Source organism: Rummeliibacillus sp. TYF005 (genome assembly GCF_003844195.1).
Lineage (GTDB): Bacteria > Bacillota > Bacilli > Bacillales_A > Planococcaceae > Rummeliibacillus.
On record NZ_ML122568.1, the window covers coordinates 22,321 to 41,254 of the forward strand.

The 18,934-nt window shown below is 35.4% G+C and carries 19 protein-coding genes; 17 read left to right on the top strand and 2 right to left on the bottom strand.

Annotated elements, in window-relative coordinates; all coding sequences use genetic code 11:
• Positions 1-53 precede the first annotated feature (53 nt).
• Positions 54-1,154: a redox-regulated ATPase YchF gene (ychF, locus tag CW357_RS12930; RefSeq protein ID WP_119416630.1), complete on the top strand. Its 1,101-nt coding sequence runs from the start codon at positions 54-56 to the stop codon at positions 1,152-1,154.
• A gap of 115 nt (positions 1,155-1,269) precedes the next feature.
• Here the strand turns inward: ychF and CW357_RS12935 are convergent, their stop codons facing one another.
• Complete coding sequence (locus CW357_RS12935) at positions 1,270-1,815, bottom strand: DUF3267 domain-containing protein (RefSeq protein ID WP_119416631.1); 546 nt, start codon at positions 1,813-1,815, stop codon at positions 1,270-1,272.
• Between the two features lie 170 nt (positions 1,816-1,985).
• Between CW357_RS12935 and rpsF the strand changes: the two genes are divergently transcribed.
• The 8 genes from rpsF to CW357_RS12975 all read left to right on the top strand — a co-directional run bounded on the left by rpsF (position 1,986) and on the right by CW357_RS12975 (position 9,537).
• Positions 1,986-2,273 (top strand): 30S ribosomal protein S6, encoded by a 288-nt coding sequence (gene rpsF, locus CW357_RS12940; RefSeq protein WP_119416632.1) that lies wholly within the window; start codon positions 1,986-1,988, stop codon positions 2,271-2,273.
• Between the two features lie 41 nt (positions 2,274-2,314).
• Entirely contained in the window at positions 2,315-2,842 is a 528-nt protein-coding gene (ssb, locus tag CW357_RS12945) for a single-stranded DNA-binding protein (RefSeq protein ID WP_119416633.1), read from the top strand.
• A 56-nt stretch (positions 2,843-2,898) separates the two neighbouring features.
• Positions 2,899-3,135, top strand: a complete 237-nt coding sequence (rpsR, locus tag CW357_RS12950) for a 30S ribosomal protein S18 (protein WP_119416634.1) — start codon at positions 2,899-2,901, stop codon at positions 3,133-3,135.
• Between the two features lie 220 nt (positions 3,136-3,355).
• Positions 3,356-4,297, top strand: coding sequence for a YybS family protein (locus CW357_RS12955; RefSeq protein ID WP_124218271.1), 942 nt, complete (start codon positions 3,356-3,358; stop codon positions 4,295-4,297).
• Between the two features lie 13 nt (positions 4,298-4,310).
• On the top strand, positions 4,311-6,287 hold the full coding sequence (locus CW357_RS12960) for a DHH family phosphoesterase (protein ID WP_124218272.1): 1,977 nt from the start codon (positions 4,311-4,313) through the stop codon (positions 6,285-6,287).
• The gene (gene rplI, locus CW357_RS12965) at positions 6,284-6,733 is read left to right on the top strand and encodes a 50S ribosomal protein L9 (protein WP_119416637.1); all 450 of its coding nucleotides are present in this window, start codon (positions 6,284-6,286) and stop codon (positions 6,731-6,733) included. The genes CW357_RS12960 and rplI overlap by 4 nt, the downstream gene beginning before the upstream one ends.
• 12 nt (positions 6,734-6,745) lie before the next feature.
• On the top strand, positions 6,746-8,104 hold the full coding sequence (gene dnaB, locus CW357_RS12970) for a replicative DNA helicase (RefSeq protein ID WP_119416638.1): 1,359 nt from the start codon (positions 6,746-6,748) through the stop codon (positions 8,102-8,104).
• 143 nt (positions 8,105-8,247) lie between these two features.
• Entirely contained in the window at positions 8,248-9,537 is a 1,290-nt protein-coding gene (locus CW357_RS12975; protein WP_119416639.1) for an adenylosuccinate synthase, read from the top strand.
• Positions 9,538-9,614: 77 nt separating this feature from the next.
• Here the strand turns inward: CW357_RS12975 and CW357_RS12980 are convergent, their stop codons facing one another.
• Positions 9,615-10,427, bottom strand: coding sequence for a YitT family protein (locus tag CW357_RS12980; RefSeq protein ID WP_233548129.1), 813 nt, complete (start codon positions 10,425-10,427; stop codon positions 9,615-9,617).
• Between the two features lie 501 nt (positions 10,428-10,928).
• On the opposite strand from CW357_RS12980, the gene yycF reads away from it, so the two are divergent.
• From yycF to rlmH, 8 genes are all read left to right on the top strand, one after another.
• On the top strand, positions 10,929-11,639 hold the full coding sequence (yycF, locus tag CW357_RS12985; protein ID WP_119416795.1) for a response regulator YycF: 711 nt from the start codon (positions 10,929-10,931) through the stop codon (positions 11,637-11,639).
• A gap of 6 nt (positions 11,640-11,645) precedes the next feature.
• Entirely contained in the window at positions 11,646-13,469 is a 1,824-nt protein-coding gene (gene walK / locus CW357_RS12990; RefSeq protein WP_119416796.1) for a cell wall metabolism sensor histidine kinase WalK, read from the top strand.
• Positions 13,460-14,800: a YycH family regulatory protein gene (locus CW357_RS12995; RefSeq protein ID WP_119416797.1), complete on the top strand. Its 1,341-nt coding sequence runs from the start codon at positions 13,460-13,462 to the stop codon at positions 14,798-14,800. Before walK ends, CW357_RS12995 begins: the two co-directional genes overlap by 10 nt.
• Positions 14,787-15,620 carry a two-component system regulatory protein YycI gene (locus tag CW357_RS13000; RefSeq protein ID WP_124218273.1) on the top strand — a complete coding sequence of 278 codons (834 nt, stop codon included), beginning with the start codon at positions 14,787-14,789 and terminating at the stop codon, positions 15,618-15,620. Before CW357_RS12995 ends, CW357_RS13000 begins: the two co-directional genes overlap by 14 nt.
• A 12-nt stretch (positions 15,621-15,632) precedes the next feature.
• On the top strand, positions 15,633-16,421 hold the full coding sequence (locus tag CW357_RS13005; RefSeq protein WP_119416799.1) for an MBL fold metallo-hydrolase: 789 nt from the start codon (positions 15,633-15,635) through the stop codon (positions 16,419-16,421).
• 225 nt (positions 16,422-16,646) lie between these two features.
• Positions 16,647-17,888, top strand: coding sequence for a S1C family serine protease (locus tag CW357_RS13010; RefSeq protein WP_119416800.1), 1,242 nt, complete (start codon positions 16,647-16,649; stop codon positions 17,886-17,888).
• Positions 17,889-18,061: 173 nt separating this feature from the next.
• Positions 18,062-18,226 carry a CxxH/CxxC protein gene (locus CW357_RS13015; RefSeq protein ID WP_119416801.1) on the top strand — a complete coding sequence of 55 codons (165 nt, stop codon included), beginning with the start codon at positions 18,062-18,064 and terminating at the stop codon, positions 18,224-18,226.
• 90 nt (positions 18,227-18,316) lie between these two features.
• The gene (gene rlmH, locus CW357_RS13020; RefSeq protein WP_119416802.1) at positions 18,317-18,796 is read left to right on the top strand and encodes a 23S rRNA (pseudouridine(1915)-N(3))-methyltransferase RlmH; all 480 of its coding nucleotides are present in this window, start codon (positions 18,317-18,319) and stop codon (positions 18,794-18,796) included.
• The last annotated feature ends 138 nt before the right edge of the window (positions 18,797-18,934 follow it).

Sequence of the window (18,934 nt, forward strand, 5' to 3'; positions counted from 1 at the left end):
GATATAGGAAATAATTTAATAGTATTTATTTTTTTTGAAAGGTTGTGGAAAAAATGGCTTTAACAGCCGGTATCGTAGGTTTACCAAACGTTGGTAAATCCACATTATTTAACGCAATTACAAAGGCAGGGGCTCTTGCAGCGAACTATCCATTCGCAACAATTGATCCAAATGTAGGGATTGTAGAAGTTCCAGATGCACGTTTAGATAAATTAACTGAGTTAGTACAACCAAAGAAAACTGTTCCTACAGCATTTGAATTTACAGATATCGCTGGTATCGTAAAAGGTGCAAGTAAAGGTGAAGGACTAGGTAACAAATTCTTAGCTCATATCCGTGAAGTAGATGCTATTACTCAAGTTGTAAGATGCTTTGAAGATGAAAATATTACACATGTTGCAGGTAAAGTGGATCCTATTAGTGATATTGAAGTCATCAACCTAGAGTTGATCCTTGCAGACTTAGAATCTGTTGATAAACGATATGCAAAAGTTGAAAAGTTAGCTCGCCAAAAAGATAAAGAAGCGATGATTGAAGCGCCTATTTTAGAAAAAATTAAAGAAGCGTTCGCAGCAGAAAAACCAGCTCGCTCTGTTGAATTATCTGATGATGAAAAGAAAGTTATTAAAGGGTTAAATTTGTTAACAATCAAACCAATGCTCTATGTAGCGAATGTTTCTGAAGATGAAGTAGCAGATGCTAGCAATAACAAATATGTACAAGCAGTTCGTGAATATGCGGCTTCTGAAGGTGCAGAAGTGATTGTTGTTTGTGCTAAAATTGAAGAAGAAATTGCAGAATTAGATGATGATGAAAAATCAATGTTCCTAGAAGAATTAGGTATTGAGGAATCAGGATTAGATCAACTAATCCGTGCATCATATAGCTTACTTGGTCTAGCTACATATTTCACAGCTGGGGTACAAGAAGTAAAAGCATGGACATTCCGTAAAGGTATGAAGGCGCCACAATGTGCCGGAATCATTCACTCTGACTTTGAACGAGGTTTTATTCGAGCAGAAACTGTCTCATATGAAGATTTAATGCAATATGGTTCTATGAATGCTGCTAAAGAAGCTGGACGCGTACGTCTTGAAGGTAAAGACTATGTTGTACAAGATGGCGACATTATGTTATTCCGTTTTAACGTATAAACAAGAACTATTAAGTAGCCCTGTAAGTATAAAACTTACAGGGCCACTTTTTTCTATTAATGAATATTCGCTATGTGTTTTCAAAAGAGGCTTTCAAATACAATTTATTTAATTGCTAATTTTTATAAATATATAATTTAGGCAACTTTGGGTCATCCCGAATGAAATAATTCTTTGGAAACTTTCTTAGTTTTTTATACATCGCGAAATCTCCAACTGCTCCAGCGATAAGCCACGCACCTAAGATAAGCCATAGGTTATTATTGAGTATAAAACCTATCATAGCTGGAATTACACCTGTAATCCAAAAAGGAAGTAAAAGGGACTTTTTCATTGCCCTATTGTGTAAATATCTTGTTGTTGTAGCATAGGCGACACCCATTTTTAAATTGACGCCATATTTTAAACTACTAATTGGGACTCTTCCAAAAAGAAGAAAACCAATTAGATGACAAATTTCATGTATAACGATTAATCCAATATATAAAATAAAAAAAAGAAAAAAATTAAAAATGGATATATGAAAAGCAAATTCCCCATGTATAAAGCCATTAACCAAAAGGAAACTAATCATTAAAAAAATGGTCCAAAATAAATTCTGCCTTGCTATTCTTTTTATATCTAATTCAATAATATCAATTGGTTCTGAACAATTCTCCATTTACATCCCTCCACTCTAAAGTATATGAAAATAAATCCCCCTTGCCTAGCAAAGTTAGTTGCTTAATATTCTAATATATGATACAATTCGTTGATGTGAGTAGTAAAAATTACTAACTCCTTGCCAAGGGTTTCGAACTTGGCCAAAGTCCACAAGGAGGTGCTTATATAATGAGAGCATACGAATTAATGTATATTATTCGTCCAAACATCGAAGAAGAAGGTAAAAAAGCTTTAGTTGAACGTTTCAACGAAATCTTAACTTCTAACGGTGCTGAAATCATCGAATCAAAAGAATGGGGCAAACGCCGCCTAGCTTACGAAATCGAAGACTTCCGCGAAGGTTTCTACCAAATCGTGAAAGTTAACGCTGATTCTAAAGCAATCGATGAATACACTCGTCTTGCTAATATTAACGAAGATATCATTCGTCATATTGCAGTTCGTCAAGAAGACTAATTTGAACTTGAACAAAAGCAGATAAAGGAGGTTGCATTCTGATGATTAACCGTGTCGTACTAGTTGGAAGACTAACAAAAGATCCAGAACTTCGCTACACACCAAGTGGCGTTGCTGTTGCTCGTTTTACACTTGCTGTAAATAGAACGTTTTCTAACCAACAAGGTGAGAGACAAGCGGACTTTATCAACTGTGTAGTTTGGCGTAAACAAGCTGAAAATACAGCAAACTTCTTACGTAAAGGAAGTCTTGCAGGTGTTGAAGGCCGTATCCAAACAGGTAGTTATGAAGGACAAGATGGTAAACGTGTTTATACAACTGAAGTTGTTGCAGATAGCGTACAGTTCTTAGAACCACGCAGTGCTGCAGGAGACCGTCCTCAACAAGGACAACAATATGGCGGTCAGTCATATAGTGCTCCACAACAAGGAAACTATCAACAACCATCTTATCAACAGAATCAATCACCTAGTCAGCAAAATTACACACGTGTAGATGAAGATCCATTTGCACCAGTTAGCAATGGTGGAGGAAAAGTCGACGTAACAGAAGACGATCTACCATTCTAAGCAAATGACTTATTGCACGTCATATACGATAATTATATAAGGAGGGAAACTACACAATGGCACCACGTAGAGGAGGCCGCAAACGCCGTAAAGTTTGCTATTTCACTTCTAATAACATCAAACACATCGATTACAAAGATGTTGATTTATTAAAAAAATTCATCTCTGAACGCGGAAAAATTCTTCCACGCCGTGTGACTGGTACAAGCGCTAAATATCAACGTAAACTTACATCAGCTATCAAAATGGCTCGTGTAATGGCTTTACTACCATTCACTGCAGATGATAAATAATGATTTTTTAAAAGACCGGCATATGCTGGTCTTTTTTTATATTGTAAAATTGAATAAGGAGTAGATGATCAGTTAAAGAGTAGTTGCTGATCATTTTTTACATTTTATTTTTGTTTAGACAATGTTAGTTGATACATCTAGGTTTTTGTTCGATACCATGAAACATGATACAATAATAAGATGAAATAATAGATTTTCTTTATGAAAAGGAAGGTTTTAAATGCCAGAAAATCAGACAAGGAGAATTACGCATGGCGCCATGATGGTGGCATTGTTTGCTATATTATTAGCCATCTCTACATATATACCAGTGTTGAATATCGTATCGATTTGGTTTATTTCTTTACCGATTGCTTGGTATAGATCAAAGTATAGTCGTGGCTCCTCATTATTAGTGTCTATTGTTAGTTTAGCAATTGCATTTTTAATTGGCGGGATTTTATCTTTACCTTTAGCTGTTATAGTTGTATTGATTGGATTGGTCATCGGCGATGCAATTAGTACAAAGAAAAGCAAAGTCTTTTTATTTATGTCGACAGCCTTTACAGTATTGATTTCTATTGCAATTGAATATATTGTGTCTGTAAAATTCTTTAATATCGATATTTTAAAGGAAGTCATAACAAACTTCCGGGAAAGTTATGAGAGATCAAATGAGATGGTCAAAGCAATGACAGGTAAAGCCCCAATCTCAACTGATCAATTAGACACATTGGTCAATACAATGCAAATGGGTATGCCAACAATGATAACGTTAATGGTATTTTTCTTGACGTTTATTATCATTTCTTTGAATTTACCATTATTAAGACGTTTTGGACTAGAAGTTCCTAAATTTGCTCCATTTAGAGATTTACAATTACCACGTGCCTTTTTGTGGTATTATCTCATTGTATTATTAATAACGTTATTTATAAAACCTGACACAGGGTCATTTATTTATGTAGTTGTATTGAATTTATCTTTTCTCTTAAGTACACTATTTTTGCTTCAAGGTATTTCATTGATTCACTTTTTCATGTATCAGCAAGGATGGCCGAAATGGACAATTGTAGTTGGTACTATCCTCGCTTTTCCACTAAGTTCGTTTGTTACTTTAATCGGTATAGCAGATTTAGGATTTAATATCCGTGGACTTATTAGTGGCATGACAAGAAAATAAGGAGTTGAGCTTTATGGGTACTCTTTTTAGAAAACGACCAATACGATATCCTCTTTTAATCCTGTCATTGCTTGGAATAGCAGGTATTGTGATATGTGTAATGTGGAACTTATTGACTGGCGCCGTGTATGGAATAGTCTTGGTATTAGTTTTGATTCTTACTTGGAAAGTTGAGTCTGAAACGTATAAAGAGACTGAAAGGCATATCGAAATGCTATCATATCGCTTAAAAAAGGTGGGCGAAGAGGCATTACTTGAAATGCCAATTGGTATTGTATTAATCGATGACCAGTTTCTGATTGAATGGACAAATCCTTATATGCTTCGCATATTAGGGACAGATTCTTTGATTGGAGAGGAAGTCTTCTCTTTATCTGAAGACTTATATAATCTGATTAAGCACGAGGAGTCAAATGAACTCAATATTACTCTAAAAGAACGAAAGTATCGTGCATTCTATAAACCAGAAGAAAAATTACTTTACTTCTTTGATATTACAGAACAAGTTGAAATAGAAGCACTTTACCATGATGATCGTACAGTAATATCAATTCTTTTTGTTGATAATTATGATGAAATTACCCAAGGTATGGATGATCAAACTCGAAGTCAAACCAATTCTCTTGTAACATCTCTTGTAAACAATTGGAGTACAACATATGGAATCTATATAAAACGAATTGACTCTGATCGTTTTATAGCAATTATGAATGAGTCAATTTTGCAAGAACTAGAAAAGAAAAGATTTGCTATTCTTGATGATATTCGGGAGATAACAGCACAGCAAAATTTATCTCTAACATTGAGTATTGGTGTAGGTGCTGGTTCACAATCGTTATTAGAATTAGGAGAACTTGCACAGTCTAGTTTAGATCTTGTACTAGGACGTGGCGGTGACCAAGTAGCGATTAAACAACCAAATGGTAAGGTAAAGTTCTACGGTGGAAAAACCAATCCTGTTGAGAAGCGTACAAGAGTACGTGCTCGTGTTATCTCACATGCTTTACGCGATTTAATACAGGATAGCGATCAAATCTTTGTAATGGGGCATAAAATGCCGGATATGGATGCGATAGGGGCTGCTATTGGTGTTCGTAAAATGGCTGATATGAATGGAATTGATGGTTATGTAGTTTTAGACTTCGATAATATTGACAATAGTATTAATCGTTTAATGCAAGTAGTGAAGGATAAATCGGATTTATATAATCGTTTTATTACACCAGAAGCAGCGTTGGATAAAATAACAGAAAAGTCACTGTTAGTAATAGTAGATACGCATAAACCAAGTATGACCATTGAGGAAAGATTATTAAACAAGTCTGATAAGGTAGTCGTTATTGACCATCATCGTCGTGGTGAGGAATTTGTTAAAAATCCTATGCTCGTTTATATGGAACCTTATGCTTCCTCAACAGCAGAATTGGTAACGGAATTGTTAGAATATCAACCAAAAAATGATAAAATAACAATGTTAGAGGCGACAGCTTTGCTAGCGGGGATTATTGTTGATACGAAAAGTTTCACGTTGAGAACAGGTGCAAGAACATTTGAAGCAGCTTCATATCTACGTACAAATGGGGCCGACACAGTGTTGGTACAACGACTTTTAAAAGAAGATATAGGTACGTATATTGAACGTTCTAAGATTGTTCAAACAGCTGAATTTATCCATAATGGAATTGTTGTTGCACGAGGTGACAGTGGTAAAATCTATAATTCAGTATTAATTGCACAAACTGCAGATATTTTATTAACAATGAAAGACATATCTGCATCCTTTGTAGTTGCGCATCGTAATGATGGAAAAGTGGGCATTAGCGCACGTTCATTAGGTGAGATGAATGTTCAACTAGTCATGGAGGAACTAGGTGGCGGCGGACATTTAACTAACGCTGCATGCCAACTAGAAGTTCAAACTATAGATGAAGCGATAGAAAAGTTAAAAAAAGCAATCGATGATGTATTGGAAGGGAGTACTGAAGTATGAAAGTCATTTTCTTAAAAGATGTTAAAGGTCAAGGTAAAAAAGGTGAAGTGAAAGAAGTTTCTGATGGATATGCACGTAATGTTTTACTAAAACAAAAAAACGCTGTTGAAGCAACAGCGGCTGAGATAGCAAAATTAAAGGCTCAAAATAAACGTGCAGCTGCAAATGCAGCACAAGAATTAGAGGATGCAAAAGCATTAAAAGAAACATTGGAAAATTTAACAGTTGAATTGTTGGCGAAACCGGGTAAAGATGGTCGCTTATTTGGATCAATTACTTCAAAACAGATTGCAGAACAATTACAAAAAGATCATGATATTAAAATTGATAAACGTAAAATGGAACTAAAAGAAGCAATACGGACTTTAGGTGTAACAAAAGTACCTGTAAAGCTTCACCATGAAGTAACTGCTACATTGAAAGTACATGTTGCAGAACAAGAGTAAGGGGAGACATTTATGAACGATCCACAATTGGACCGCGTTCCGCCCCATAACCAAGAAGCTGAACAATCTGTCATAGGGGCAATATTTCTTGAACCACAGGCGTTAATTACTGCTTCAGAAATTCTAATTCCTGATGACTTTTACCGTTCTGCACATCAGAAAATATTCCAAACTATGTTACGTTTGAGCGATCAAGGGAAAGCAATTGATGTTATTACAGTTACTGAAGAGCTATCGTCACATAACGAATTAGAAGATGTTGGGGGCATTTCTTATATTACAGAAATTGCAAATGCTGTTCCAACAGCTGCAAACGTGGGTTACTACGCTCAAATCGTATCTGAAAAGGCAGTACTCAGACGCTTAATACGCGTAGCAACTAAGATTGTAGAAGATGGTTATACACGTGAAGATGAGGTAGATGCTTTACTTTCTGAAGCTGAAAGTAGAGTCATGGAAGTGGCGAATCGCAAGAATGCCGGTGATTTTAAGCATGTAAAAGATGTTCTTGTTGAAACATATGCGAATGTAGAACATTTACAAAATCGCAAAGGCGATATAACTGGTATTCCAACAGGGTTCCGTGACCTGGATCGTTTAACAGCTGGATTCCAACGGGGCGATTTAATCATTGTTGCTGCCAGACCATCAGTTGGGAAGACAGCCTTTGCATTGAATGTTGCCCAAGCAGTTGGTACTCAAACAGAAGAGAATGTTGCTATTTTCTCTCTGGAAATGGGTGCAGAACAACTTGTAATGCGTATGCTTTGTGCTGAAGGAAATATTGATGCCCAAGTTTTACGTACAGGTGCTTTAAATTCAGAGGATTGGCGTAAGCTAACGATGGCAACTGGTACACTATCCCGTGCAGGAATCTATATAGATGATTCTGCTGGTGTACGAGTAAGCGAGATTCGTGCAAAATGTCGTCGGCTAAAACAAGAGCATGGGTTAGGCATGATCCTAATAGATTATCTCCAACTTATACAAGGAAGCGGTATAGCGGGACAAAATAGACAACAAGAAGTATCAGAAATTTCGCGTTCACTTAAAGCACTTGCCCGTGAATTGGAAGTTCCAGTTATTGCATTATCTCAATTATCGCGTGGTGTAGAACAACGTCAAGATAAACGACCGATGATGAGTGACCTTCGTGAATCTGGGAGTATCGAGCAAGATGCCGATATCGTAGCATTCTTATATCGTGAAGATTATTACGATAAGGAAACTGAAGATGCTAATACAATTGAAATTATAGTAGCTAAACAACGTAACGGTCCAACAGATACCGTTAAATTAGCATTTAAAAAAGAATTTAATAAGTTTGTTAGCGTAGACTGGTCTGCAGAAGCAACAGCAGGAGGCTACTAGATAAAAAACACGAACATTGATGTCAGACGAATATAATATGTTCGTGTTTTTTACTGTTTTTTATTGACTTGGCTTATTATCGTTGATACAATAAGTCTGTTTGAATCAGGACACGAAGAAAGTGTCTGACGGAGGTGCTGATTATGACATCAGTTGTAGTGGTAGGAACTCAATGGGGAGACGAAGGTAAAGGTAAAATTACAGACTTCCTTTCTAAAGAAGCAGATGCAATCGCACGTTATTCTGGTGGCGATAATGCAGGACATACTATCCAATTTGAAGGAGAAACATATAAATTACATTTGATCCCTTCTGGTATTTTCTATAAAGATAAACATTCAGTAATGGGTAACGGCATGGTTATTAACCCTAAATCGCTTGTTGAAGAATTAAAAGGACTACAAGAACGTGGGATTAATACAGATAACTTGCGCATATCCAATCGTGCACAAGTGATCCTACCTTACCATGTATATCAAGATAAGGTAGATGAAGAGTCTCGTGGAGATAAAAAAATCGGTACTACATGTAAAGGGATTGGACCTTGTTACACAGATAAAGTACAACGTATTGGTATTCGCGTAGCGGACCTATTAGACAAAGAAGTATTCGAAGAAAAGCTACGTTCTAATTTGGCTATGAAAAACCGTTTATTTGAAAAATTCTATGAAGTTGAGCCATTAAAATTTGAAGACATTTTCGAAGAATATTATGGTTATGGTCAAGAAATTGCAAAGTATGTAACTGATACTTCTAAAGTATTGAATGATGTATTAGACGAAGACGGTAAAGTACTATTTGAAGGTGCACAAGGTATTTTACTTGATGTTGACCACGGTACATACCCATATGTTACTTCATCTAATCCAGTTGCTGGAGGTGTAGCTACTGGAGCTGGAGTTGGTCCTTCTCAAGTTACTCGTGTCATTGGTGTAAGTAAAGCTTATACTTCACGTGTTGGTGATGGCCCATTCCCAACAGAATTGTTTGATGAAGTGGGTCATCAAATTCGTGAAGTAGGGCGTGAATATGGTACAACTACTGGCCGTCCACGTCGTGTTGGTTGGTTCGACTCAGTTGTAGTTCGCCATTCCCGTCGTGTATCTGGTATTACAGATTTAGCTCTTAACTCAATAGACGTATTAACTGGTCTTGAAACTGTGAAAATCTGTACGGCATATGACTACAATGGTGAAATCATCACTGAATATCCTGCAAATCTTCATATTATTGAAGGGTGTAAACCAATTTATGAAGAACTTCCTGGTTGGACAGAAGATATTACAGGATGCAAAACATTAGAAGAACTACCTGAAAATGCGCGTAACTATGTGAAACGTGTTAGCGAATTAACAGGTATTCAAATTGCAACATTCTCAGTAGGTCCTGACCGTGAACAAACAAATGTTTTAGTAAATGTTTGGGATAACTAAAATGAAAATTTAATTGTAATCAAATAGATAGAAACAAAGAAGCAAGTATGCATTGGGGTGCATACTTGCTTTTTCGTTTAGTGAATATCTCTCTTTTTAAATCTTCCGCCTCGTACTTCCGCGATATTACCAATTGCTAAAAAAGCATTGGCATCTAATTCTCCAACAATTGAAGTAAGTTTTGACTCTTCTAGACGAGTAATTACAGTAAAAATCACCTTTTTTGAATCACCAGTGTAAGCTCCTTCTCCAATCAAGTACGTGACGCCACGTCCTAAACGATCCATAATAGCTCTACTTATCTCATCATATTCTTCACTAATAATATATACAGCCTTTGATTCATCTAGACCTTGAATCACTATATCGATCATCTTGTAGGCGATAAAATAGGCTAGTCCTGAATACATTGCTTGTTCCCAAGTAAATACAAAACCCGCCACACTAAAAATAAGAAGATTAAAGAACATTATGATTTCGCCAACTGAAAATGGTAATTTCTTATTAAAAAGGATAGCTAAAATTTCCGTTCCATCAAGTGATCCGCCATAGCGAATAACGAGGCCGACTCCGATTCCAAGTACTATCCCACCAAACACAGTCGATAATAGTAAATCTTTCGTAAATGGTTCTAAATGATGAAGCATAATTGTAACAGTTGATAATGTTGTAATTCCTAGAGCAGTTGATAAGGCAAAGGTTTTACCAATTTGCTTATAACCGAGGAAAATAAATGGAATGTTTAAGAGGAAAATAAATATTCCTAGAGGTAAATCTGTTAGATGAGAAATGATGATGGAGATCCCTACAATTCCGCCATCTAATATCCTGTTCGGGACTAAAAAAAGTTCAAGTCCAATTGCCATAATACAGGCACCTAGAATGACCATGATGATTCTTTGAAATAGTTTTTGCTTAGATAACTTTTTGTTTATTTTACTAACATCTTTAGCTTGCGAGAGCACTGACTCTATGCTCCGTTTCGAATCACTCATAAAATCTCCCCAATTCTAAATAAAATAATTGCTATATTCATATTTTATCTGAAAATTTAGAAATAAAGAAGAAAAATATATTTAACATTCACATCAATTTATTGGCCATACAATGAATGGACTTCAATTTAAAAGAAGTTCAAGCTGGTGGTAAGAAATATAGTTCCTTTCACCCTTCATAATAGGAATTTTAGATATTCTTTTTTATGGTAAAATTATTAAGATGGTCATTTTTGTTGTCGATAATGGTCAATTTATTACCCAGGAAATGATATACTCCTGAATTTGTGAAAGATGCGTAGAACATAAAAGCATGTTAGAGTTAATATATACATTTTTATAATCTAACAGTAACGAACAACCTAAACTGATAATCGTAAGAAAGGGGAAAAGACTGTGGATAAAACAATATTAGTAGTAGATGATGAAAAACCGATTGCAGATATATTACAATTTAATCTAGTAAAAGAGGGGTACAAAGTAATCTGTGCTTATGATGGAGACGAAGCACTAGAAAAAGTAGAAGAAATAAAACCAGATTTAATGTTACTAGATATTATGTTACCGAAACGTGATGGTATGGAGGTTTGCCGTGAAGTGCGAAAAAAATACGACCTACCAATCATTATGTTAACAGCAAAAGATTCAGAAATTGATAAAGTATTAGGGCTTGAACTAGGTGCTGACGATTATGTAACGAAACCATTCAGTACACGTGAACTAATTGCACGTGTGAAAGCCAATATGCGTAGACACCAAACGGTTACAACTACTGAAGAATCAGTAGAAGAAAATAATGATATTGTTATAGGATCTCTAGTTATACAACCAGATGCATACTTAGTATTAAAGCGTGATGAATCAATTGAATTAACACACCGTGAATTTGAATTACTTCATTATTTAGCAAAACATATTGGTCAAGTAATGACCCGCGAACATTTACTTCAAACTGTTTGGGGCTATGATTATTTTGGTGATGTTCGAACTGTTGATGTAACGATTCGTAGACTACGTGAGAAAATTGAAGATAATCCAAGTCATCCAACCTGGATTGTAACTCGTCGCGGAGTAGGGTACTACTTAAGAAACCCTGAACAGGAGTAAAGGAAAATGCAGAAGGTTCGCTTTTTTAAATCGGTACAGGCAAAAATTGTACTGATTTATGTACTGCTTATTTTAATTGCCATGCAAATAATAGGGTTATATTTTGCAAAGCAATTAGAACAAACATTAAAAGAAAATTTTGAGACATCTATTACGGATCGCTTAAAACTTGTCAGATTTAGTGTGAAAGAGGAAATATTGAAGGAACGAACCGACAATGATCCAACACTTGAACAAAGTTTAAAAGGTGTATTAAATGAAGTATCTTCAGAGGATATCAAAGAGATTAGGGTAGTAGATGCAGATTATAGAATTTTAGCATCATCAGATATGAGTAATCAATCAATTATAGGGCAGCGCTCAATGGAGCAATTGGTAAGAGACTCATTACGTACCCAAACGCCAACTGAAAAAATAGCATTGGATAAGAAAACAAGAAAGAGAATTTGGGTAGTTGCAACTCCTATTAAATCGAATGGTAAAGTAATAGGGACACTTTATGTAAAGTCTAATATTGAACGTATATTTGAACAGATGAATGAAATTAATCAGATATTAGCAGGTGGTACGGCATTAGCCTTAGCTATTACCATTATATTAGGGATTTTCATCGCTAGAACTATTACGAAACCTATTTCGGATATGCGTAGACAAGCACAGGCGATGGCTAAAGGTAACTTTTCTCGGAAAGTTAAAGTGTATGGGAATGATGAAATTGGCCAATTAGCCATTACGTTTAACCATTTAACCAATAGGTTACAAGAAGCTCAATCAACTACTGAAGGTGAACGAAGAAAATTAGCCTCCGTTTTGGCAAACATGACAGATGGGGTTATAGCAACTGACCGAAAAGGGAAGATTATCCTTATTAATACCCCTGCACAAAAGTTATTAAATGGAGAACATAACGAATTAATGGGGAGACCATTAGTATCTGTTTTAGGTGTGGAGAAGGAACATACATTCGAAGACTTAATCCATATGAAGGACTCAATTAATCTAGATTTTAGTTCTCCTGAACGTCCGTATATTTGGCGTGCAAATTTCTCTGTTATTCAAAAAGAAACAGGATTTGTTAATGGTCTTATTACTGTACTCCATGATATTACTGAGCAAGAGAAGATTGAAATGGAGCGCCGCGAATTTGTTTCCAATGTATCACATGAATTGCGAACACCACTTACAACAATGCGTAGTTATTTAGAGGCATTAGCTGATGGTGCCTGGCAAAACAAAGATTTGGCTCCACAATTCTTAAATGTTACACAAACAGAAACAGAGAGATTGATTCGCTTAGTAAGTGACTTATTACAACTATCACGAATGGATAGCCGAGAGTATGAAATTAATGCAGACTATGTAGATTTCAATAAATTCTTTAATCGAATAATTGATCGATTCGAAATGTCTAAATCTAAAAATGTTGAATTCGAGCGTATGTTACCTACATTACCTTGTTATGTTGAGATTGATACAGATAAGATTACTCAAGTAATCGATAATATTATTTCAAATGCTTTGAAATATTCACCAGACGGTGGAAATATTCGTTTTGGCATGACGGCTAATGAAGGATTATTAACTGTTATGATCTCAGATGATGGTATGGGGATACCAAAGGAAAATGTAGAACGTATTTTTGACCGCTTCTATCGTGTAGACCGGGCAAGAGCAAGATCAATGGGAGGCACAGGATTAGGATTGGCCATTTCTAGAGAAATGATTTTAGCACATGGAGGAAAAATTTGGGCTGAAAGTGAAGAAGGCGTCGGAACAACAATCTTCTTTACTTTACCTTATGAAGAAGACGAGGCAGGTGAGTGGGATTGAAATATATCGAGCAGATAAAATCAGTCATACTATTTGTCTTAGTACTTTTAAGTATTACTTTAACCTTTTCAATTTGGACATATAGGCCAAACTATGCTCCTCTTGAAAAAACAAAGTCCGTAGATATTTTAGTTGGAAAAAAACTTCAACTTGTAGATATTATTAAGCCATATCGAATGGTTTTTCATCAGGATGGTATGTGGCTTGGAACCGATCAATCAAAAGAGATGAGCGGAATAATAGACCAAATGCAAAATTGGCAAGTAACAAATCCTACACTAGTAAGTGGTAATTTGGATTCTTCTAAAATAAACCAACTAGTGGCAGGGAATCAACGTTATACACTATTCTACTCATCGGAAATACCATACTCTATTTTCCAAGACTTTTTGCCAACCACTGAAAATAAAGTGAATGATATATCTTTTGATCAAATGATTGTAACCTGGAATCAATTATCAAATTCAGGGGAATTGACGGTCTTTTTTGCCAATACTGCCGAGGAAAAGTTATATAAAGCTAAAGCACATGTAAAGAGCAAATCTATTTTTGAAAAACAATTAGTTCGTTTATCGCATGACTTAGAAAGATATTCTGTTTTTTACCGAGAAAAGGGGACAGCCCTTTATTTGCCAACCAAAGAATCAAAAATGATACAGTCAGCTTATATTGTCAATAATATCTCGGTTGATAAATTTAAAAATGCAGTATTTGCGAATCCTGAGGTTGTAAAGAATAGTTTTGATGATGCAAATGTAGAAGAAAACTTTACAGATGGCGTTTCTATAATGAAAGTTAATAGTAATAAGAGAGTTTTGGATTACGTGAATACAACAGCTTCTGATAATCACGAGAGAGTTGAAAAGTCAAAACTAATCATAAATACATTTGATTTTATCAATAGACATGGAGGTTGGACTGGGGATTTTCGATATGATTCTTTAGATTATGAAAATAATAAAGTAACATACCAACTTTACATGGGGGATTATCCCGTATATGCTGACCTATTAGATACTTCCACCCAGATTGTAACGGTATGGGGAGACAATCGAATTGCAGTATATGCCCGTCCATATTATAAGCTTGTACCTAGCCTTGAGAATACCACTTTAACAATAACGGGTGGTCAAGAGGTGGTTGACAATCTTATGAAATTAAAGACAGTAAATTTCAAGGATATTAAAGAAATTCGCCCAGGCTATTTCTTAACAAAAAATGGACAAAACGCTTTTATCTTTAAACCAACATGGTTCTATTTAGTAAACAATAAGTGGTCACCATTACAAACTACTACAGTAGGAGGAGGTGGCCAAGTTGGATTGGAATAAAACGAAAACGATTTTTATCATTGTTTTTTCGATATTAAATGTTTTCCTATATACAATGTATGTAAATCGATACAATGAAGCAAAGATGATAGAACCAATTGGCAATACGGATATTTCTACACGATTAAAAGATGAGAATATAACTGTAAAGAGCAGCGCAGTAGATGGTGAAAGTGTTTCTTATATATCCGGAAAGGTGAAACAGTTCACGAATAAGGAATTAACATCTTTACAAAACCAACGTATTCAAATTATTAATGGCGGAACTGAAATCCAAGCGAAGATAACAAAGTTAAGCTCTTTACCAGATATTACGGATGAATTATTATCTGATTTTGTGAGGAAACAAGTTTATAAAGGTAGCTCGTATAAGCTCTGGAAGGTTAATAAAAAGGATAGAGAAGCTATTTTCTTCCAAATTTCAAATGATTATATGATTTATTACAATCAAAATGCAACTGTCAAAGTGCATTGGAACGATCGTTTAGAAATAACGGATTATGAGCAAAAAATGTTTGATTCATTAAAAAGCTTTGGGGAAAAGAGTACGTTGATCAAAGCACAACGAGCTATTGAAATTATCTTTGATAATGGATATTTGCCTGCTAACTCAACTGTTTCAAAGACACAACTTGGTTATTCTACTCTTGTTCCATTAACAGAAACGCAAGTACTTTGCCCAACATGGTATATTCATATCATATTACCGAAGGATGTAAATGGCGAAAGGAAAGAAGCGGATTATTTTGTTAATGCAGTTGATGGTACAATAGTTGATATTGAGCAAAATGTAAAAGGAAAAGAACTAGAAAAGCAATAAGGGGACTTTAAAATGCAGTTCAGTGTATTAGCTAGTGGTAGTACTGGTAACTCCATTTATGTAGAGAGTGGAGAACATTCTTTTATCGTCGATGCAGGGTTGACAGGTAAAAAAATGGAGCAGCTCTTTGAAAAAGTGGACCGTGATATAAAAAAGTTGAGTGGTATTCTCGTAACGCATGAACATTCAGATCATATTAAAGGTGTTGGCGTATTAGCCCGAAAATATAATATCCCGATATTTGCCAATGAAAAAACATGGCAGGCGATGGATGGTCTAATTGGTAATATACCTGTAGAACAACGATTTCAATTTGATATGGAAACAGTAAAGACGTTTGGTTCTTTAGATATTCAATCTTTTGCTGTTTCCCATGATGCAGCAGATCCAATGTTCTACTGTTTTCATGAAAATGGACAAAAGCTTGTTGTTATTACAGATACAGGGTATGTCAGTGATCGTATGAAAGGAATTATAAAAGGCGCTGATTCTTTTGTATTTGAAAGCAACCATGATGTGAGTATGTTGCAAATGGGACGTTATCCATGGTCAGTAAAACGCCGTATTTTAAGTGATCTTGGACATGTTAGCAATGAGGATGCAGCTGTTGCAATGAGTGAAGTTGTTGAACAAAAGTCCACACGTATATATCTTTCTCATCTAAGTAAAGATAATAATATGAAAGATTTAGCAAGAATGAGCGTTTCACAAACTCTACAATCATGTGGTATTATGCCAGGCGAATTTGTCCACTTATATGATACAGACGCCGAAGAGCCAACAGAAATAGTCACTGTTTAAAAACCCCCCCAATTTGAGGCAATCCTAATGTTGGATTTTACACTAACTTTTTAGGCCAACCTTAAATCGGGGGATTTTTTGTGCGAAAAATGGGGAAGTTATAGTAAGTTCACTTTATATTCTTTGTATTTTGAACTGATTTTAAATTTATTTTCATCTAATTTTAATCTTTGCATTATAAAGTAAAAGTATGAAGCGCTGATAGTTACAGAAAGGATGAAGAACATGGGCTATTATGATAATGATGAAACTCGAAGTAATAGAAAAGGTGGTAGTAAAGCCGGATACTTTTTCAGCGGTATTATAGGCGTTATTGTGGGAGCATTATTAGTATGGCTCTTGTTACCATCTATGGTTGGCTATTTACCGGGTGGAACAGAATCATCAACAACTACTACAACAAACAAAACGTCAACACCTCAAGTCTCAACTGAAGTCTCAACTAATGTTACAGATGCAGTTGATAAAACAAAAGATGCAGTTGTTGGCATTACCAACATTCAAGAAACACAAATGGATTTATGGGGCAGTATTCCATTCCGAGATGGCACAAATGGTAAAAGTGGAGATAACGAACAAGAAGCAGGCAGCGGCTCAGGTGTTATTTATAAAAAGGTTGGCAATAAAGCGTATATTGTGACTAACAACCATGTTGTTGAAGGTGCAAATCAGTTAGAAGTTACACTCTCAGACGGATCAAAGGAGCAAGCTAAACTTGTCGGAACTGATATTTGGACAGACTTAGCTGTGATCTCTATCTCAAGCAAAAAGGTCAAAACAATTGCTACTTTTGGCGATTCAGATAAATTAAAACAAGGTGAATCAGTTATTGCTATAGGTAACCCGTTAGGAATGGATTTCTATGGTTCTGTAACAACGGGTGTAATCTCTGGTAAAGACCGCACAGTTCCAGTTGACTTGAACGAAGATGGTACTGAAGATTGGCAAGCAGAAGTTTTACAAACAGATGCAGCCATCAACCCTGGTAACAGTGGTGGTGCTTTAGTAAATCTAGCAGGGCAAGTCATTGGTATTAACTCTATGAAAATTTCCGAATCAACTGTTGAAGGCTTAGGATTTTCTATTCCAATCAACACTGCAATTCCTGTAATTGATGAATTACAACAAAAAGGTAAAGTGGAAAGACCTTCAATGGGAGTAGCTCTTATTGATTTAACAGATGTGCCAGAATATCATCAAAGACAAACTTTAAAATTACCTGAGGAAGTAACATCAGGTATTGTTGTTAGCGAAGTAGTAAAAAATTCACCAGCCTCAAAAGCGGGGTTAAAGAAATATGATGTCATTGTTGAAATGGATGGCGAAAAAGTTGATAATTCAATCGCCTTGCGTAAAATCCTCTACAATAAGAAAAACGTTGGCGATCAAGTGAAAATAAAAGCTTATCGTAATGGGGAAATAATTCAAAAAACATTAACTTTAGCTGATAGTTCTAAAACACAATGATGTGGATAACTAAAATTAAATCTTAAAATCCCAAAATTTTAAAAAAGCGAGCAAAGAAAGTAAACGCCTAACTTTCCTGCTCGCTTTTCATTTGTTACAATAGGTTGTGGATAACAATTGATAAATTGTGTATAAGTCTGTGGAAATCTAAAATATTGAAAGGAAGAAATATTTTGAAAATATATAGCTGTGAAACCCATATAGGACACGCTTTAGATATGTTTGTTGCAATAGAAAAAGAGGTACCAATTATGGAAAAAGTGGAGGATGAAAAAAAGTTATCCACAAAGTGTAACTATTGCGAAGAGCAAGCAACATATATTGTGGCGAACAAATGAGCGCATACAATATCTTGAAATAGCCTGTGGATATGTGCATAAGTCTTGTGGATAATTTGTTTGTAAATTTAACATGAAGGTGGATAACCTGTGAGTATTACAATTATTAGTGTTGGGAAATTAAAAGAAAAGTACTTGAAAATGGGTATCGAGGAGTATGTCAAAAGACTTAATGGATATACAAAAATAGAACTCATAGAAGTGCCTGATGAAAAGGCACCCGAACAACTTAGTGAAGCTGAAATGGAAATTGTAAAGAAGAAAGAAGGCGAACGCATTCTTTCGAAAATCACACCCGATCACTATGTACTAGCATTAGCTATTAACGGTAAAATGCGCAGCTCGGAAGAACTATCAAAGACCATTGAAGATCTCCTGACATATGGTCACAGTAAAATTGCCTTCGTCATTGGCGGATCACTAGGATTGCATGATGATGTCCTAAAGCGTGCGGATGATAAATTATCATTTGGCAAAATGACTCTACCACACCAACTGATGAAACTGGTATTGGTAGAGCAGATTTATAGAAGTTTTCGAATAATGAAAGGTGAACCGTATCATAAGTAGTAGCCTGATCACAAAACACAATATCAATATAAGCCCCACATTATGAAAAAAATATCAATTTTCTCAATGAGAAAATTGATATTTTTTGTTTTATCCTGCTGATTTCATACTTTTGTAAGAAGCTGAAAACAATGAATC